This window comes from Streptomyces griseoloalbus (genome assembly GCA_014650015.1).
GTDB lineage: Bacteria > Actinomycetota > Actinomycetes > Streptomycetales > Streptomycetaceae > Streptomyces > Streptomyces griseoloalbus.
This window is the reverse complement of sequence record BMUD01000002.1, coordinates 245,849-263,345: the sequence shown is the minus strand read 5'-3', so window position 1 is coordinate 263,345 and position 17,497 is coordinate 245,849. Positions and strand designations below refer to the sequence as shown.

General features: G+C 72.8%; 17 protein-coding genes. 5 read left to right on the top strand and 12 right to left on the bottom strand.

Translation table 11 applies throughout. The features are described from left to right. Positions 1-91: 91 nt before the first annotated feature. From IE178_RS04145 to IE178_RS04120, 6 genes are all read right to left on the bottom strand, one after another. On the bottom strand, positions 92-1,015 hold the full coding sequence (locus tag IE178_RS04145) for a sirohydrochlorin chelatase (protein WP_184762147.1): 924 nt from the start codon (positions 1,013-1,015) through the stop codon (positions 92-94). Positions 1,016-1,099: 84 nt separating this feature from the next. Further along, a complete protein-coding gene (locus tag IE178_RS04140) occupies positions 1,100-2,116 on the bottom strand; it encodes an N-acetylglucosamine kinase (protein WP_193511326.1) in 1,017 nt (338 codons plus the stop codon). After that, positions 2,113-2,790 (bottom strand): uracil-DNA glycosylase, encoded by a 678-nt coding sequence (locus tag IE178_RS04135; protein WP_184762145.1) that lies wholly within the window; start codon positions 2,788-2,790, stop codon positions 2,113-2,115. Before IE178_RS04135 ends, IE178_RS04140 begins: the two co-directional genes overlap by 4 nt. A gap of 73 nt (positions 2,791-2,863) precedes the next feature. Beyond that, positions 2,864-4,018, bottom strand: a complete 1,155-nt coding sequence (locus IE178_RS04130; RefSeq protein ID WP_193511325.1) for a WD40/YVTN/BNR-like repeat-containing protein — start codon at positions 4,016-4,018, stop codon at positions 2,864-2,866. Between the two features lie 470 nt (positions 4,019-4,488). Then, positions 4,489-5,292 (bottom strand): pectate lyase, encoded by an 804-nt coding sequence (locus tag IE178_RS04125; RefSeq protein ID WP_193511324.1) that lies wholly within the window; start codon positions 5,290-5,292, stop codon positions 4,489-4,491. Positions 5,293-5,569: 277 nt separating this feature from the next. Beyond that, positions 5,570-6,649: an NADH:flavin oxidoreductase/NADH oxidase gene (locus IE178_RS04120; protein WP_193511323.1), complete on the bottom strand. Its 1,080-nt coding sequence runs from the start codon at positions 6,647-6,649 to the stop codon at positions 5,570-5,572. A gap of 126 nt (positions 6,650-6,775) precedes the next feature. On the opposite strand from IE178_RS04120, the gene IE178_RS04115 reads away from it, so the two are divergent. Then, on the top strand, positions 6,776-7,135 hold the full coding sequence (locus tag IE178_RS04115; protein WP_184762141.1) for an ArsR/SmtB family transcription factor: 360 nt from the start codon (positions 6,776-6,778) through the stop codon (positions 7,133-7,135). Between the two features lie 45 nt (positions 7,136-7,180). On the opposite strand, the gene IE178_RS04110 is transcribed toward IE178_RS04115, so the two are convergent. Beyond that, positions 7,181-8,563 carry an FAD-dependent oxidoreductase gene (locus IE178_RS04110; RefSeq protein WP_193511322.1) on the bottom strand — a complete coding sequence of 461 codons (1,383 nt, stop codon included), beginning with the start codon at positions 8,561-8,563 and terminating at the stop codon, positions 7,181-7,183. A gap of 201 nt (positions 8,564-8,764) precedes the next feature. Here IE178_RS04110 and IE178_RS04105 point away from each other — a divergent pair, with 201 nt between their 5' ends. After that, positions 8,765-9,265: a DUF6214 family protein gene (locus IE178_RS04105; RefSeq protein ID WP_193511321.1), complete on the top strand. Its 501-nt coding sequence runs from the start codon at positions 8,765-8,767 to the stop codon at positions 9,263-9,265. Positions 9,266-9,292: 27 nt separating this feature from the next. Here IE178_RS04105 and IE178_RS04100 read toward each other — a convergent pair whose 3' ends face one another. Further along, positions 9,293-9,961 (bottom strand): DUF305 domain-containing protein, encoded by a 669-nt coding sequence (locus tag IE178_RS04100; RefSeq protein WP_184762138.1) that lies wholly within the window; start codon positions 9,959-9,961, stop codon positions 9,293-9,295. Between the two features lie 207 nt (positions 9,962-10,168). Here IE178_RS04100 and IE178_RS04095 point away from each other — a divergent pair, with 207 nt between their 5' ends. Then, positions 10,169-11,671, top strand: coding sequence for an LVIVD repeat-containing protein (locus IE178_RS04095; RefSeq protein WP_184762137.1), 1,503 nt, complete (start codon positions 10,169-10,171; stop codon positions 11,669-11,671). Here IE178_RS04095 and IE178_RS04090 read toward each other — a convergent pair. The 4 genes from IE178_RS04090 to IE178_RS04075 form a co-directional block, all read right to left on the bottom strand. Then, positions 11,659-12,375 (bottom strand): TetR/AcrR family transcriptional regulator, encoded by a 717-nt coding sequence (locus IE178_RS04090; RefSeq protein ID WP_184762136.1) that lies wholly within the window; start codon positions 12,373-12,375, stop codon positions 11,659-11,661. The two genes, IE178_RS04095 and IE178_RS04090, sit on opposite strands and share 13 nt — an antisense overlap. 199 nt (positions 12,376-12,574) lie before the next feature. Beyond that, positions 12,575-13,246, bottom strand: coding sequence for a phosphatase PAP2 family protein (locus IE178_RS04085; RefSeq protein ID WP_193511320.1), 672 nt, complete (start codon positions 13,244-13,246; stop codon positions 12,575-12,577). 96 nt (positions 13,247-13,342) lie between these two features. After that, positions 13,343-14,278, bottom strand: a complete 936-nt coding sequence (locus IE178_RS04080) for a M56 family metallopeptidase (RefSeq protein WP_193511319.1) — start codon at positions 14,276-14,278, stop codon at positions 13,343-13,345. A gap of 100 nt (positions 14,279-14,378) precedes the next feature. Further along, positions 14,379-14,939 carry a DUF5134 domain-containing protein gene (locus IE178_RS04075; RefSeq protein WP_193511318.1) on the bottom strand — a complete coding sequence of 187 codons (561 nt, stop codon included), beginning with the start codon at positions 14,937-14,939 and terminating at the stop codon, positions 14,379-14,381. Between the two features lie 157 nt (positions 14,940-15,096). Here IE178_RS04075 and IE178_RS04070 point away from each other — a divergent pair, with 157 nt between their 5' ends. Both IE178_RS04070 and IE178_RS04065 read left to right on the top strand, forming a co-directional pair. Beyond that, entirely contained in the window at positions 15,097-16,782 is a 1,686-nt protein-coding gene (locus IE178_RS04070; RefSeq protein WP_193511317.1) for an FUSC family protein, read from the top strand. Further along, entirely contained in the window at positions 16,779-17,384 is a 606-nt protein-coding gene (locus tag IE178_RS04065; protein ID WP_193511316.1) for a MarR family winged helix-turn-helix transcriptional regulator, read from the top strand. The genes IE178_RS04070 and IE178_RS04065 overlap by 4 nt, the downstream gene beginning before the upstream one ends. The last annotated feature ends 113 nt before the right edge of the window (positions 17,385-17,497 follow it).

Below are 17,497 nucleotides of genomic sequence, written 5' to 3'. Positions count from 1 at the left end.
CATCGGCTGACCGGGGCCGTCGGCCCATGACGAAGGGCCCGCCCCGGAAACCGGAGCGGGCCCATTCGGCGTCGTGTGCGAGCCGGTCGCGTCAGCGGGCCGGGGTGCTCTGTGCCTGCTGCGGTGCGATGCCCAGGGCCGTCGTGTACTTGGCCAGGGCCAGCTTGCCGATCGCCGGGTACGGGCCGAGCGCCTCGGAGGCGGAGCAGTCCGCCTCCTTCGCGGCCTCCTCGATCAGGCTCGCGTCGATCTCGGGCCCGATCAGGTACGGCGCGAGAGCCAGCTGCTGCGAACCGGAGGTGCGCAGCTGCTCGGCCACGGAGGCGATGGAACCCTCCTGGTCCAGGGCCGCCGCCATCACCGGCACCGCGAGGCGCGCGGCGAGCAGCATGCCGGTGATCCCGGCCGCCTGCACGGCCTCGTCACCGCCCACGGAGGCCAGGATGATGCCGTCCGCCGCGGTCGCCACGGTGAACAGGCGGGCACGGTCGGCGCGGGCCAGACCGGCCTCCGACAACCGCACGTGCAGCGCCTCGGCGAGCAGCGGGTGCGGGCCCAGCACATCGGTCAGCTCCGCGGCGACACGGCTGTCCATCACGGCCTGGCGGACCTGGCGCAGCAGCGCGCTGTCCGGGCCGGCCAGCAGCGGCACGACGACGGCGACGGGGCCGTCGGGCTCCTTGACGTCCATGCCGGCTTCGCGGGCCTGCGCGAAGCGCGCGGTGCGCTCCTCGGCCGCGTAGGTGAGGACGGACTGCAGCGTGGGGTATTCCTCGTCGTCGCCGTCGAGGTAGCCGATGCGGGCATCGAGGCCGGGCAGCTCTGAACGGGCGATGCTCACGACCTCTTCGGTGAGCGAGCGGGTGGCACTACTGGGCGTACCCGGCACGGCGAGGACGAGCGCGGGCGCGCCCTCGGGAGCCACCAGGGGTTCGGGACGGCGGTGCCGCCCCGGCTGGCGGGGGCGCGGCATTCGTACTGGCAGGCCGGACGCGGGCCCAGTGGGGGTGCTCATGTTGCGGCATGTTAGTGGCTTCTTAGGCTCCCCTGTTCGGGGAGGGGGCAGGTGAGCGGTATCCATCCCTTTTTGTCTGAAGAGTCACGTACGGGCGTCGGCCGCGTGGGTGACGCCCTCACCTGTCGGGCTCGTCACGCACAGCATCTTTTCGTCACCCGGAAGGGTGAAGGATCCGGTGGTGAGGTCGTCCGCGATGCGTACCGCCCCGTGCAGGGGGTCCCCCTCGGCCGTGACGCGCCGCGCCCGCGGCAGCCTCCGCGCCAGCTCCTCGTCCAGCGGCGCGAGCAGGCCGGCGCCCATCTTGAACAGGCCTCCCGTGAGACCGACCACGGGCTCGCCCGCCGCCGGGCACACCGCGGCCGCGGAATCGGCCATGTGCCGGGCCGCCGCCCGCAGGATCTCCACGGCGACGGGATCGCCGTCGGACGCGCACGCGCCCACCCGGGGCGCGAAGGAGGCGAGAACGGCCGGCCGGTCGGTACGCGGATACAGCAGGCCGGGCAACCCGGCCGCCGGGCCGAACATGTCCTCGGCGCTCGCCAGCAGCCGCGCGGAACCGCCCGCCCGCCCGTCGTACGCGCGCATCACCGCCTCCAGCCCCGCCCGCCCGATCCAGGCACCACCGCCACAGTCGCCCAGCAGATGCCCCCAGCCGTCCGCCCGGCGCCAGCCGGTCAGATCGGTGCCGATCGTGATCATGCCCGTACCGGCGGCGATCACTGCGCCGGGCCGCGGCCCGAGGGCACCGACATACGCGGTGACCGCGTCGGCGGCCAACGCCACCCGCCGCACGCCCAGTTCACGAGCCAGCGCGCCCGGCAGCTCCGCGCGCAGCGCGTCCCCCAGACTGGCCAGCCCGGCCGCACCGACGACGGCCGTGTCCAGCCGCTCGACCCGGGCCTCGGCGCACAAGGCCCGTGCCATCGGCACCAGTTGCCCCATGAGGTGTCCCGGGTCGATGCCCCGGGCCCCCGTGCGCACCGGTTCGTCCGAGGCGCCCCGGGCCAGCGGACCGCGCCCGCCGGACCCGACGACGACCCGCAGACCCGATCCTCCGGAGTCGACGGCGAGGAAACCGGTCCCGGTGGGCGCGGTCACGGAAGACGCCAGTCCACCGGTTGGCCGCCCTGACGGATCAGCAGGTCGTTGGCCCGGCTGAAGGGGCGGGAGCCGAAGAAACCCCGGTCGGCGGACATGGGCGACGGATGGGCCGACTCCACCGCCGGCAGATCGCCGAGCAGCGGGCGGCAGTTGCGGGCATCACGTCCCCACAGGATGGAGACCAAGGGCTTGCCCCGCCCGGCCAGCGCCCGTATCGCCTGCTCGGTGACCTCCTCCCAGCCCTTGCCGCGGTGGGCGCCCGGCTTGCGCGGGGCCGTCGTCAGCGCCCGGTTGAGCAGCAGCACGCCCTGCTGCGTCCACGGCGTGAGATCACCGCTCGACGGCTGGGGCAGGCCCAGGTCCGTGTTCAGCTCCCGGAAGATGTTGATGAGGCTGCCGGGCAACGGTCGCACCTCGGGCGCGACCGAGAACGACAGTCCCACCGCGTGCCCCGGGGTCGGGTACGGGTCCTGTCCGACGATCAGAACGCGTACGTCGTCGAAAGGCTGCTGGAAGGCCCGCAGGACATTCGGTCCGGCCGGGAGATAGGTGCGTCCCGCGGCGATCTCCGCGCGCAGGAAGTCCCCCATCCCGGCGACCTGTCCGGCCACCGGTTCCAGGGCCTTCGCCCAGCCCGCTTCGACGATTTCATTCAAGGGTCGTGGTGCCACGGGCGTCACCCTACTGCCGCGACGGCAGCGGTGATCAACCGAAGGCGAGGACCGGACCGGAACGGGTCACGGCTCATCCGACGACCGCGGCCCGCACACACAGCACGTCCGGCAGATGCGAGGCCAACTGCCGCCAGCTGTCACCGTCGTCGGCCGACGCGTACACCTCGCCGTTGCGGTTGCCGAAGTAGATGCCCGCCGGGTCCGCGCCGTCGTGGCACATCGCGTCGCGCAGCACCGTGCCGTAGTGATCCTCCTGCGGCAGCCCCGCAGTGAGCGGCTCCCAGCTCGCGCCCGCGTCCGCCGTCCGGAAGACCCGGCAGCGCCGGTCGGCCGGCACCCGGTCGGAGTCGGCGTTGATCGGGAACACATACGCCGTGTCACCGCGACGGGGATGGGCCACCACCGCGAATCCGAAGGTCGACGGCAGTCCCTCGCCGATGTCCGTCCAGCTCCCGCCCGCGTCGTCGCTGCGGTACACACCCCAGTGGTTCTGCAGGTACAGCCGGTCCGGGTGCGCCGCGTCCCGGGCGACCTTGTGCACGCACTGCCCGAACTCCGGGTTCGGATCCGGCAGGAACACCGCGGAGACCCCGGAGTTGGACGGTGCCCAGCTGGCGCCGCCGTCCACGGTGCGGAACACGCCCGCCGTGGAGACGGCCACCGTCACGGCCCGCGGATCACGCGCGTCGGTCAGCACGGTGTGCAGACCCTCACCGCCGCCGCCCGGCACCCACTTCGAACGCGTGGGGTGTTCCCACAGCGGCCGGATCAGCTCGAAGGTCTCCCCGCGGTCCTCCGAGCGGTACAGCGCGGCCGGTTCCGTACCCGCGTACACCACGTCCGGTTCGGCCGCGGCCGGGTGCAGCTGCCACACCCGCTCCAGCGAAGCACCCGTGTCCTGGGGGAACTTGACGGCGGGCCGGGCCGGCTCGGTCCAGGTGCGGCCCAGGTCGTCGGAGTGGAACACCGAAGGGCCCCAGTGCGCGCTGTCCCCGCCGGCCAGCAGCCGCGGGCTCGCGCCGCGGGTGTCGATGGCGACCGAGTACACGGCCTGCGCGTTGAAGTAGGGGCTCTCGTCGAACTCCCAGGTGCCACCCCGTCGGCGCCCGATGAACAGGCCCTTGCGGGTGCCCACGGCGAGCAGTACCTCGGTCATGCCGATCACCTCCGCGACGTCATCGTCGACGTCCTCGTCTCGGACACCGGCCAGTCTGCACCCCGCCACTGACAGTCACCTCTGGATCGGACTGCGCCGCAGGTCGGGACGGTGCGGCGGCCCGCCGACCCGCTACGACGAGGAACGGAACGCCGGCCGGCGTCGAGTCGTACACGTCCCCCTGGTGGTGGACGGCGCCGCACATCCCGTCGCACGTGCCTCTCCCGCCCGGCGGCGCCGCGGGGGCCGGCCCCCTGAGCGACCGGGGCGCGTCCTCCGCGCTGTCGTGCGGCGCGCGGCATCGAGGCCCGGTCGACCTCGTCGATCCCCGTGAACACGGTGTCCCCCTGCGGGCCGCGCCGCGGGCCGCGTACTCGGGCATCCGGCGGGAGGTGACGGGAGAGGTGCGCTCGCGGGTCGGCGACGGCATGAACGCGCGGGCGGAGCGCACACCGCGTGAGCGGTGCCACGAACGCCGTGAAGCGGCCGGCCGTACGAGACGCCGCGCGGAACGCCTCGTACGGCCGCTACCCGGGGGGCTACCGGTAGGTGATGTCGGACGACGAGTACTTGCAGTACGTACCGTCGGAGCCCGAGCCGTTGGAGTCCGGCTCGTCACCGTCGTCGTTGCCGATGTACTTCTGGCAGGGGACGATCTTCTTGCTGCTGTCCCCGATGATCGTGATGTTCCGCAGGGTCGCGCTGTCGCCGTAGTTGGTGTTGATGCCGGCGAGCCTGCTGCCCTTCCAGTTCACCTCGATGGTGTTGAGGTTGATCGTCCGCTTGTACTGGGTGGAGCAGTTGCCGCAGGAGCGGACGAAGGTGCCGAAGTTCTTCACCGCGAAGTTCGACACGTTCAGCGTTCCGGCGCCGTTGAACTGGAACACCTTGTCGCTGGCTTCCTTGGCGCCGCCGCCGCTGACGGTGTAGACCGACCCGGACGACTTGCCCTTGAACGTGGCGGCGTCCTCGCCGACGTCCTCCCACCAGACGTTCTGCAGTGTGCAGGAGCCCTGGCAGTGGATGCCGTCGGCCGCGGGGGCGCCCAGGATGACGTTCTTCAGGACCGCGCCGTCCGCCAGTTGCAGGATCGGGCCCTGATCCTCGTCCTGGCCTCCGGAGCCCAGGTCGCCGGTGCCGTACAGGCGCTTCATTCCGTAGTCCTTGGTGCCGGACACGGAGATGGTGGAGGAGACGCCCTCGCTGCCGTTCGGGGTCGGCCAGGTGGCGGCGTCGGCCGAGGACGCTCCCGTAGTCATGACCATGCCAACCGAGAGGCCGAGGGTGGCCAGTGCGCCTGTCAGTGCGCGCCTGCGGGCGCGCGGTCGTGTCGCGGAAGTCATGTCGTTCCTTCTGTCGGGGTGTGGGGGTCAGGGCCTTCCGGCGTCCGTTGTCGAACGCCCGAAGGTCATGTATATGAACGACGTTCTGCATGGTGCTCAGCGTGCGTGGTCGTCTCGCCGAGATGGCGTGGGCGGGTCACGCTGCTGAACGGAACGTAGGGGGCAAGCGCTTTCTAGTCAACGCCTCGCGTGGATCACATTCGGCCAGGAATGACCGATGCCGGTGGCCCGGGGCGCGACAGGCACCCCGGGCCACCGGCACGGCTTTCGGCGGAGGTCAGACCGAGCGGTGGTACTGGTCCGGCACATGGACCTCGCCGCCCAGCTCGCGGGCCGCGTGCCGGGCCCACGAGGGGTTGCGGAGCAGCTCGCGGCCGAGGAGCACCGCGTCGGCCTCGCCGTTGGCGAGGATCTTCTCCGCCTGCTCGGCGTCGGTGATCAGACCGACGGCGGCGACCGGCATCGGCGTCTCGTTGCGCACCCGCGCGGCGAACGGGACCTGGTAACCGGGCCCGGTCGGGATGCGGGCGCCGGAGGCGTTGCCGCCGGTGGAGACGTCGAGCAGGTCGATGCCGTGGGCGTGCAGTTCGGTGGCGAAGCGGACGGTGTCGTCCGTGGTCCAGCCGGACCCCTCCAGCCACTCGGTGGCCGAAATGCGGAAGAACAGCGGCTTGTCGTCGGGCCACTCCTCGCGCACGGCGTCGACGACCTCGAGCGCGAAGCGCGTCCGGTTCTCGTACGAGCCGCCGTAGGCGTCGGTGCGGTGGTTGGAGTGCGGGGAGAGGAACTCGTTGATCAGATAGCCGTGGGCGCCGTGGATCTCGGCGATCTCGAAGCCGGCGGCGAGCGCCCGTCGGGCGGCGGCGCGGAACTGGCCGACGATCTCCTGGATCCGGTCGACGGTCAGCTCGTCCGGCACCGGGTGGCGCTCGTCGAAGGCGAGCGGGCTCGGTGCCACCGGCTGCCAGCCGTGCGCCTGCGGTCCGACCGGCGCGCCGCCCTTCCAGGGCCGGTCGGTCGACGCCTTGCGTCCGGCGTGCGCGAGCTGGATGGCGGGGACGGTGCCCTGCGAGACGAGGAAGCGGGTGATCCGGCGGAAGGCCTCGACCTGGGTGTCGTTCCAGATGCCGAGGTCGTACGGCGAGATGCGGCCCTCGGGCGACACGGCGGTGGCCTCGACGACGATGAGTCCGGTGCCGCCGGCCGCGCGGGCCGCGTAGTGCGCGAAGTGCCAGTCGACGGGCGCGCCGGCCCCGGGACCCTCGGGTGCGGCCGAGTACTGGCACATCGGCGGCATCCACACCCGGTTGGGGATCGTCACATCGCGCAGGGTGTACGGCTCGAACAGCGTGCTCACGGCGTGCTCCATTCGGTGGGGGCCAGGGGGCGGTGCGGCTCGTACGATAGCCATCGTAGTAAGGCGGATGTCAAACTACGATGGATCTCGTACAATGAGCACTCCCGGACCGAATGTGGAGCCGCCGTGACGACCGCCGCCCCCGCCCCCAGCACGCGCGACCTGCCGCACCCGGCGCGCGAGGAGATCCGGCTGGAGGGCGTGCTGCACGCGCTCTCCGACCCCGTGCGGCTGCGCATCGTCCGCGAGCTCGCGCACGAGGGCGTCGCGCTCTCCTGCTCGCACTTCGACCTGCCGGTCACCAAGTCGACCACCACGCACCACTTCCGGGTGCTGCGAGAGAGCGGCGTGATCCGGCAGATCTACGAGGGCACCGCCAAGATGAACGGTCTGCGCCGGGACGACCTGGACGACCTCTTCCCCGGCCTGCTCGACTGCGTGCTCACCGCCGCCGGCCGCCAGGCCGGTCGCCGGCTCGGCAACTGACCGGGCCCGCCCGCTCCGAGGGGACCGGGTGGGCCCGCGGCGGGCTCACGTGCCGGCTGCTCGTGCCGCCGCCAGGAGGGATTCCCAGTCGGGGAGTTTGACGGTGCTGCGGCCGAGTGAGGCGCCCAGCTCCGCCTCGGCGCGTTCGATCGCCTGCCAGCCCGTCCACTCCACCGGATCGATGCCCTCGGCCCGCAGGGCCGCCAACGGGTCGCCGGGCAGGTCGCGTCCGAGGAGGACGGCCGCGTCCTGCAGCAGGGAGGTCACCGTCTCCTTCGCGCACGGCCGATTCGTGCCGATGACGCCGGTCGGACCCCGCTTGATCCAGCCCGCCACGTACTCGCCCGGGGCCACGGCGTCCGCGCGCAGCACCCGCCCGCAAAGATGCGGCACCGTGCCGGAGGCCGGGTCGAACGGAAGCCCCTCCAGCGGCACCCCGCGATACCCCACCGAGCGCAGCACCAGCTGCCCCTCGATCTCCTCGAACCGTCCCGTGCCGCTGACGCCGCCGTGCCCGTCCGGCACCGTCCGCTCGAAGCGCACCGCGCCCACGCGCCCGTCCCGGGCGATCACTTCGACCGGGCGGAGGAAGAAACGCAGGCGGATCAGGCGCCGGGTGCCCGGCTCCGGTGCCCCGGCCCAGCCGCGCAGCACCTCGACGTTACGGCGCTGTGCCGCGGGCAGCGCGGAGGGATCCGTGTACGCCGGATCCAGCGCCAACTCGGCCGGATCCACGGCGACGCCGGTGTCGGGCAGGGCTCCCAGCTCGCGCAGCTCCTTGGTGGTGAAGCGAGCCTGGGACGGGCCGCGCCGGCCCACCATGTGGAGAAGGGTCACCCGGCTCGCCGCGAGTGCGGTCAGGGCGGCGTGCGGCATGTCCGTCGGGCTCAGTTCCGCCGCACCCCGGGCCAGCATGCGGGTGACGTCCACGGCCACGTTGCCCATGCCGATGACCACCACGGACCGCACCCCGCGCAGGAAACCGTCGTCGGCGGTGGTACCTGCCTGTCCGGGCGGAGCCGAGAGGCCGGGGGTGTCCGGATGCGCGCTGTACCAGGACACGAACTCGGTCGCCGACCAGCTGCCCGGCAGCTCCTCACCCGGGATCCCCAGCCGCCGGTCCGTGGCGGCGCCCACGCAGTACACCACCGCGTGGTACAGCTGCCGCAGTCGCGCGACCGGCACCCCGCCCGGCCCGACCGGCACGCCGCCGAGGAAGCGCACCCGCTCGTGCTCCAGGACCGCGCGGAGGTTGTTCTGGAGGGACTTGATCTTCTCGTGGTCCGGTGCGACGCCGTAGCGGACCAGGCCGTACGGGCACGGCAGCCGGTCCAGCACGTCGACGCGCACCTCGGGGTCCTGCTGGACGAGACTCTGGGCGGTGTAGCACCCGCTCGGCCCGGAACCGATGACGGCGACACGCAGCACGGCGGAACTCCTCACCCTGCGGGATCGACGGGAGATCGCTGATGTCTCCAGCATGGCACCGTCCGCGCTCCGCTGACAGGGTGCCGTCCGCCGGTCGGGGTGCGTGTTCCCGCGGAGGGAAACTGATCACACCGTTACGTTGCGTGTGTGCCCGACGCATCTGTTCTTCAGCTTTCCGATCGCTCTCCGGCGGAGGGTGCGGTGTCCGTGTGGCCCGCGTGGGAGGTGCGGGAGGGGGAGCGGGCCACCCGGTGGCTCCATGTGCGGCTGACCTTCGGCGACGGGGCCCGCATCGACGTGCTCGCGACGGTGTGCGAGGGGTGGGTCTGCGTGGAGGACGTGCGGGCCCGGCCGGCGCTGGCCCTGGAGGACCTGGCCGTGCTCGCCGACTGGATCGAGGGGCCATTGGCCCGGGCCTGCGGCGCCGAGGCCGAGCCGGATTGCGGGGCCGAGGCGGATCCCGGGTCCGAGCCGGGCCCGGGGGACGGGGCCGGCACGGGCGCGCACCGGGACCGCTCCGCCCGCCAGCGGGGGACTCAGTGGCGGCTCGTGGCGCGGGCGTACCGCACGGCCCAGGATCGGGGCACCGATCCGGTTCTCGCCGTGATGGACGAGACGGGGTACAGCCGGCGCGGGGCACTCAGGCTCATCGGCCGGACGCGCGACGCGGGGCTGCTGTCCCCGCGCCACGCCCGGCGCTGAGCGGGCCGGTTCACGGCCGGCGCACACTCACAGCAGGTCGCGCATCCGGCTGATCTCGCTCGTCTGCTGGGCGACCACGTCGTCCGCCATCTCCTCGATCCGGATGTTGTTGCCCTGCCCCTTCACCTCGGTGGACATGGTGATCGCCCCCTGGTGATGGGTGATCATCAGGGTGAGGAAGAGCTGGTCGAAGGCCTCGCCGTCGGCCGCGCGCAGTTGCTTCAGCTGAGCCTGCGTGGCCATTCCGGGCATCGTCGCGTGGTCGTGCCCGTGCCCGTGTGCGTCGTCCTGCTCCGGCTTGTCATGGCTCTTCAGCCAGCCCTGCATCGCCTTGATCTCCGGCTGCTGCGCGGCGGCGATGCGCTCGGCCAGCTTGACGATCTTCGACGACTCGGCACGGTCCGGTACGAGTCCGGTCATCTCGAGGGCCTGTGTGTGGTGCACGATCATCATCCGCGCGTAGGACACGTCGGCGGAGTTGGGGGAGTCGTCCTCCGTGCGCTGCTGGGCGGCCTCCTCGGCCGACAGGGTCCGGTTCGCCTCGCCGGGTCCGCCCGGCACGATGACCGAAGGCCCGGTCGCGGCGCCCGACTCGGCGTCGTCCGTGTCGGAGTCGCAGGCCGCGAGCCCGAGTACGGCCAGAGCGGTCAGTCCGGCCGCGGCGACGGACACACGGGACACACGGCGGTAGTGCACAAGGACCTCCTGTGACTGGGGGTGCCCCCTCCGGGGAGGGGTGTACGACACCTCGTGAGTGTCGACGACCGTCCTAGCACGCTTCCGTGCAACTTTGATCAAAAAACTGTGTTGCAAGGGTGTTGCCCTCTGTTGGTATGTGCATGTCCAAGACCATACTGCCGGTGCGAAACCCGTTCACCAGTGAACGGAACCAGGGAGGAAACAGTGATCCTGTTGAGTGTTCCCCGTACCCGGCGCAGACGCCTGGGAATTGCCGCGGCGGCCGGTGGGCTGCTGGCCGCGCTGCTCACTGCCGCGCCGGCCGCCGCGATCCCGGATCCCGGGGACTCGCCGGCCGATCGGAAGGAGGTCTCGCGGAGCGACCAGGCCGAGGCGCGCGAGGCCATCGAGAGTGGTGAGATACCCGGCCAGGACGAGGTCGTCCACTCCGACAACATCCGGCACGTGGCCAACATCCCCAAGGACGCGCTGCCCGGGACCAATTCGGACCTGGCCTTCCAGGGCCGGTACGCCTTCGCCGGCAACTACGACGGCTTCCGCATCTTCGACATCAGCGACCCGAAGGCGCCGAAGACGGTGGCCCAGGTCCTGTGCCCCGGCTCGCAGAACGACATCTCCGTCTCCGGTGATCTGCTGTTCCTGTCCACCGACTCCTCGCGCAGCGACAGCAGTTGCAACAGCACCACGCAGCCGACGACCGAGAAGTCCTCCTGGGAGGGCATGAAGGTCTTCGACATCAGCGACAAGCGGAACCCGCGCTACGTCGCGGCCGTCGAGACCGCCTGCGGCTCGCACACCCACACGCTGGTGCCCGAACGCGGGAACGTCTACATCTACGTCTCCTCGTACTCGCCGAACGCGGCCTACCCCGACTGCCAGCCGCCGCACGACGGCATCTCGGTGATCAAGGTGCCGCGCCACGCCCCCGAGAAGGCGGCGCTGGTCGGCTTCCCGGTGCTGTTCCCGGGCGAGGGCCCGGACGGCGGCGGCAACCCGGGCGCACCCACCAACCCGGGTGTCTCCAAGACCACCGGCTGCCACGACATCACCGTGCTGCCGTCGAAGGACCTGGCCGCCGGCGCCTGCATGGGCGACGGCATCCTGTTCTCCATCGAGGACCCCGAGCACCCGAAGGTCATCGACCGGGTGCAGGACAACGTCAACTTCGCGTTCTGGCACTCGGCGACCTTCAACCAGAAGGCCAACAAGGTCGTCTTCACGGACGAGCTGGGCGGGGGCGGCGCCGCCACCTGCAACGAGGCCATCGGCCCGAACCGCGGCGCGGACGGCATCTACGACATCGTCGGCAAGGGCGACCGGCGCGAACTGGTCTTCCGCAGCTACTTCAAGATCCCCCGCCACCAGGCGGACACCGAGAACTGCGTCGCGCACAACGGCTCGCTGATCCCGGTCAAGGGCAAGGACCTGATGGTCCAGGCCTGGTACCAGGGCGGTGTCTCCGTCTGGGACTTCACCGACTCCTCGAAGCCCAAGGAGATCGCCTACTTCGAGCGCGGCCCGCTGTCCACGGACCGCGTCGCGACCGGCGGCTCCTGGTCGGCGTACTACTACAACGGCTACATCTACTCGAACGACATCGCCAAGGGCTTCGACGTCCTGAAGATCGATGACCGGCGCACGGACCCGGCCCGCCGGGTGCACATGCGTGAGCTCAACGTGCAGACGCAGCCGGACTACTTCGACTGAGCATCCGGCTCCGGCCGAGGGGCCGGATCCGGGCGGCCCGGCGCCGGCTCGGTCGCGAAGAACCGGCCCAGATCCGTCCGCTCCGTCTCATACCTCCCGCCGGGCGCCTCGGCGTCCGGCGGGACACCCAGCTCCCAGTCGAGCCGGTAGCGCTTGAACAACTCCGCGCGCAGCGCCGGGACGGGCATCGGCGCGCCCGGCATCAGGGCCGCGTACACGGCACCCATCAGCAGGGCGCGCAGCATCGGATAGTCGGCCTCGACGTCGTGCGAGCCGTGCCGGGCGACGGTGTCGCTCAGCAGTTCCGCCAGGCGCCGCTGCTCCGGGCAGGGCAGGAAACCCTCGGCCTGCAGCAGTCCGGCCATGTGCTGGCGCATCAGCACCGGACGGTCCCGCGCCAGCCCCAGGATCGCGTCGATGGCCCGCGCCATCCGCTCCCGGCCGTCCTCGGCGCGCGGCTCGCGCTCCAGTGCCTCCTCCAGGGTGCGGTGCATCAGCCGGTGCACGGCGGACTGCACCAGCTGGCGCTTTCCCGGGAAGTAGTACGAGACCAGGCCCCGCGCGGAGCCGGCCCGGTCGGCGATGTCGCCGAGCGTCGTCGCGTCGTAGCCGTGCTCGCTCACCAACTCCACGGCGGCGTGCAGAAGCCGCTCCTTCGAACGCCTCCGCAACTCTTCATTGACCAGGGCGCTGCGCGGGGACATGCTGGACTCCTGCGTTGACTGGCTGCCAGCCAACTATACTCAACGCGTCCGGTCAGACCCCCTGGTGGGTCTCTTCAGGGCTGCCGTTCACCTCGGGCGACACGGGGGATCGTCCGAGGTGAACGGTCTGGAGCACGGTGAAGGTTGCCTTGGGCTACTGGTCGCGCTCTTCCGGCCGAATCCGGAAGGCGTGCCGGGATCACGGGTGCAGCCGCTTGTGGATCCCCACCGCCGCGGTCACCACCAGGGCACCGAACAGCCAGCCGCCGAGGACGTCCGTGGGCCAGTGGACGCCGAGCCAGACGCGGGTGAGGCCGACGCCGATGACCGAGACGACCGCCACGGTCAGCGCCGCGCGCCACAGGGCGTGGCCCACCCCGTGGCGGTGCAGGAGCCACAGCAGGAGGCCGCAAACGACCGTCGCGGTCATGGCGTGGCCCGACGGGAAGGCCGCGAAGTGCGCGGAGTCGACCGGGTCGGGCCAGACCGGGCGGGCACGGTCCAGCGCGGCCTTCAGGCCCTGCTGCAACGCCGTCCCGACGGCTACCGTCAGTACCAGCCACATCGCCGTCCACCGGGCCGCGTACCGCCACACCAGCAGCGCCACCGCCACACCGCACAGCACCCGCATCGTCCACGGGTCCCAGACCCAGTCGGTCAGGATGCGGGACGTCTGCGTCAGGCCCGGTTCCTCGACCGCCCAGCGGTGGGTGGTGCGGGAGATGTCGCTGTCCAGGCTGAGCAGGGGACGCCACTCGACGGCGACGAGTGCCAGCAGCAACGCCGAGCACAGCGCCAGCAGTCCGGTGGGCAGGGTGGCGGGACGGCGCTCCGGCGACGTGGGCGGGGAATCGGCGTGGGAGGTGTGCATGAGGCGATCCTCGCCGACCGGACGCCTCGGGGCCAGTTCCCCTCTCCACCGGACCTTCCGCCCGGGCCCGTTCCCGGACGCTCTCCGGACCGCCGGCTACCCCAGTGCCCGCAATCCCGGTACGAACGCCACGAGTACGGGGATCACCGGTACCAGCGACGCCGCGGCGGTCAGCCGCAGCCGCCGTCCCGCGGTGAGCCGGTCCGGGGGAGTGAGCAGACGGTGCACGCGGGCCGTGACAAGGGCCTGCGGGGCCGGACAGGGGCCGAACACCCCGCGGTGCTCGTTGAGTTCCACCAGGGCGAGGGCGGTGGTCAGCCGGCCGAAGCGGCGCGACGCCATGTCGTCGGCGGCGAGTTCGACGAGCCGGTGCATCTCGTCGCGGAACGCCGCGAACACCGGAACCTGCCCGAACCCGTCCGCCAGCGCGGAGGAGCAGTGCAGCAGCCAGTCGTGCCGGGCCTGCGCATGCCCCCGCTCGTGCGCGAGGACGGCGTCCAGCTGCCTGCCCTTCAGCCGGCGCAACGCGGCCGTGGTGACGACCAGTCGGGGCGGGGTGCCCGGCAGCCACCAGGCGTCGGGCCGCTCGCCCTCCAGGACCACGAGCCGGTCGGCGCCCGGCTCCTCCCCGGGCAGCAGCGGCGCCCGCACCTGGAGGTCGGCCCGGCGCGCCCGACGCCGTGCGCGGGCCCGTACGACCTCACGGACCAGCATCGCCGCGCTCCACAGCCCGCCGCACGCCAGTGCCACCGCGGTGGCCTCCGCCCAGAGTCCGGCCGTGCCGAGGGCGTACGCCTCCACGACCGCCCGGGGCGCGGTGGCGAACACATGACCGCCCACCGCCTGCCAGGCCGCCGCCGCGCTGAACGTCATCGACAGGGCACAGCACAGCAGCACCGTCGCGATCACGCACTGCCACGCCCACAGCGCCACCACCGGTTCTCGGTCCGGCCAGTCGGCCCGGGCGAGCAGCCGGGGCCCCATGACGGCGGTCAGGACACCGAGCAGCAGCAGGGCCGCGGGGAGGATCATGCGAGCAGCCTATGAGCGCGGGCCCCTCCGTGTGCGGACCGGTGAACCGAAGTGACGCAGGCAACGGTGCCGCGCCCGCACCGCCGGAGCGTATCCGCCCTCACATCGTCAGCAGCATCGCCACCATCGCGATGGCCATGGACAGTCGGCAGGCCCGCGTCAGTTCCGGCCGGTCACCCCAGCCGGCACCCCGGCCGTCCCCCGCCACGGCGGCCACGGGCACCAGCCGTACGCCCGTCACGAGCACGTACGCGACGAAATAGAGCAGCAGGGCCCCCGTCGGCAGGGGTATGCCCGCGTCGCCCTGCGCATGCCCGTGTCCGTCTCCGCTCCCGGGGGAGGTGGCCATGGTCACCGCCATGTAGACCATCGCTCCGGCCCCGATCAGATGGTGAAGATGACACGCGCCCGTGCGGGCCGCCCGGAGCGCGGGCAGACCGGCGAGAGCGAACACCGCCGCGCAGGCCGGCCAGGCCCAGACCGGCGGGGTGAACGCCGTCGCCGGCACCGCCATCACGGCCATGCCGAAGCCCATCAGCGCCTCGCCGCCCGCGGCACGGCGCTGCTCCTCCACGCGGCTGCGCGTCCGCAGCAGACAGTAGGCGCCGGTCGCCGCGCAGAGCGCGACGAGCAGCCAGCCGGACGACGCCGGTCCGTGCACCCGATCCTCCCCCTCGCCCGCTCGACGGTCGTTGAGGGGATGCCCGATCCCGGCGGCGGGCACGCGAGCGCACGGGGGTGCGCGGGGAGCGTGCGGAGGTGAGCGGCAGGTCAGGGCATATGATTCACGAGTAAATTACCTGCTAACGTTGTTTCCCATGAGCAGTGCGACCCCTCCCCCTACCCCGCCCCCCACCGTCCGGCCCACCCGGCGTCTTCCGCTCGCCGGCGCGCTGCGCCTCGGGCGCCCCTCCGACATCTGGTTCAAACCGGCCCTCAGCGTGGTCGCCTCGGTCGCACCGCCCAGCCTGCTCCTGGCCACGCTCGGCCGGCTCGATCTCGCCATGTACACCATGGCCGGATCCCTGTGCGCCCTGTACGCCCACAACCGTCCGTACGCCGCCCGGGCCCGGGTGCTGGCGGGAGTGGTGCTCGGCATGCTCGGCGGCCTCGCCGCGGCCCTGGTCGCCGCCTCCCTCACCGGGAACGCCGTCGTCCTGGTCACCGTCGGCGCCGTACTGGCCGCCGCGCAGAAGGCGCTGTGCGACGCCACCCGCCTCGGACCACCCGGCAACGTCGTCCTCACCTTCGTCAGCTCCGCCGCGCTGTTCGTACCGCAAACCCTCGGGCAGGTCCCCGGCCACCTCGGGCTCGCCGCCGCGGCCGGCGTCTGGGCCTGGCTGGTGGGCATGGCACCCGCCCTGATCAGGCCGCACGGCCCCGAACGCCGCGCCACCGCCCACGCCCTGGACACCGCTGCCGCGTACGCCGCAACCGGCGGCACCGGCGACGGCCACACCGGGGCCCGCGCCGCCGCCTACGCCGCCGTGCAGTCCGCCTGGCAGTCCCTGCTCTCCGCCGGAAACCGGCCTTCCGGCGCCCGCCGCGCCCTGGAACGGCTCGTGGTCCGTGCCGAGGTCGCCCTCGCCGCGCCCGCCGACGCCGACCCCGCGCGCCTGCGCGCCTGGGCTCGTGCCCTGCGCGGAACCGGAGCCGTCCCGCGCACCGACGACCCCCGCGCGGGCGCCGCCGAACTCCTCGGCGTGGCCGCCGAACGGGTCACTGGGCAGCGCACCCTGCGGGCCGGGCTCACCCCGCTCGCCGTGCGCACCGCCCTTGGCTGCGCGCTCGCCGGGTACGCCTCCCTCGCCCTCGGCATCGGCCGCCCCTACTGGGCCCTGGTCACCGCCGCCGCGCTCTACCAGGCCAACCTCAGCCTCACCTGGGGCCGGACCGTACAGCGCGTCGTCGGCAACCTCGCCGGCGTCCTCCTCTTCGCCGCCGTGGCACCGGTCGCCCACCTCGGCCCGCTCGCACTCGTCCTGTGCTGCCTGGCCTTCAGCTTCGGCGCCGAGGCGCTCATCAGCCGCAACTACTGGCTCGGCAGCGTCTGTGTCACCCCGCTGGCGCTGCTCGTCACCGAGTTCGCCGGCCCGCAGCGGACCGGCGACCTGGTCACCGAGCGTGCGGTGGACACCCTCGTCGGCGCCGTGGTCGGGTTCGTCGCCGCCCTGGCCGTCACCGACCGGCGGGCGGGCGACCGCGTCGAACGCTGCCTCACCGCCGTCGACCGGGCCCGCGAAGGCGCCGCCCGCGTCCTGGCCGATCCGCAGGCCGCGCCGACGGCCCTGGAGACCGCCCGCCGCGACCTCGCCACCGCCCTGGTCGACCTGCGGACCACCGCCGACGCCGCGGCCGGCGAGTGGTGGCAGCGCGCGCTGCCCCAGGAGCGGGTCGTGCTCGCCGAGCGGTCGGGACACCGTACGCTCGCGGCGACGGTACGACGCCAGGGGCTGCTCCCGGACCCCGGCACCGGCACGGACACGGAGGACGTACGGCCATGACGGCGACCGAAGGACCATCGGCGACCGGCGGCGAGGAGCCGTCCGCGACCGGCGGGGAGGAGCCGTCCGTGACCGGAGTGGACCTGCCCGGCCCCGGGCGGGGCGACACGGTCGCCGAGGTCGTCCGGCAGTGGCGGGCCGTCCACCCCGGCCTCGACACCGGCCCCATGGAGGTCATCGGCCGTATCAACCGCTGCGCAGCCCTCCTCCAGCAGGCGGAGGACGCCCCGCTGCGCCGGGCCGGGCTGACCCGCCCGGAGTTCGACCTGCTCGGCGCGCTGCGCCGCACCGGCCACGAGCTGACCCCGAGCGAACTGGCCCGCGAGACCTTCTCCTCGGGGGCCGCCGTCACCAAGCGCCTCAAGCAGCTCACCGAACGGGGACTGGTGGAACGCCGCGGCGACGCCCGCGACCGCCGGGTCGCGCACGTCCGCCTCACCGCCCCCGGGCGCGACCTGGTCGACGGCATCCTGCCCGCGCAGCTCGCCTACGAGACCGCCGCGCTGTCCGGCCTGGACGGCCCGGAACTCGGTGAACTCGCCGCCCTGCTCGGCACGCTGCTCGGGCAACTGGAAGGACGTCTGGGCGCGCTGCGGGCGTGACGGCCCATCTCCGGGTCGCCGTGCGCGTGTCTCATGCCCGCGAGGCCCCGTCCGGGCCGCCGGGTCCCGTTGTGTACTCGAAGGGACCCGTCGGGGTCGCCGTGCGCCCTCCT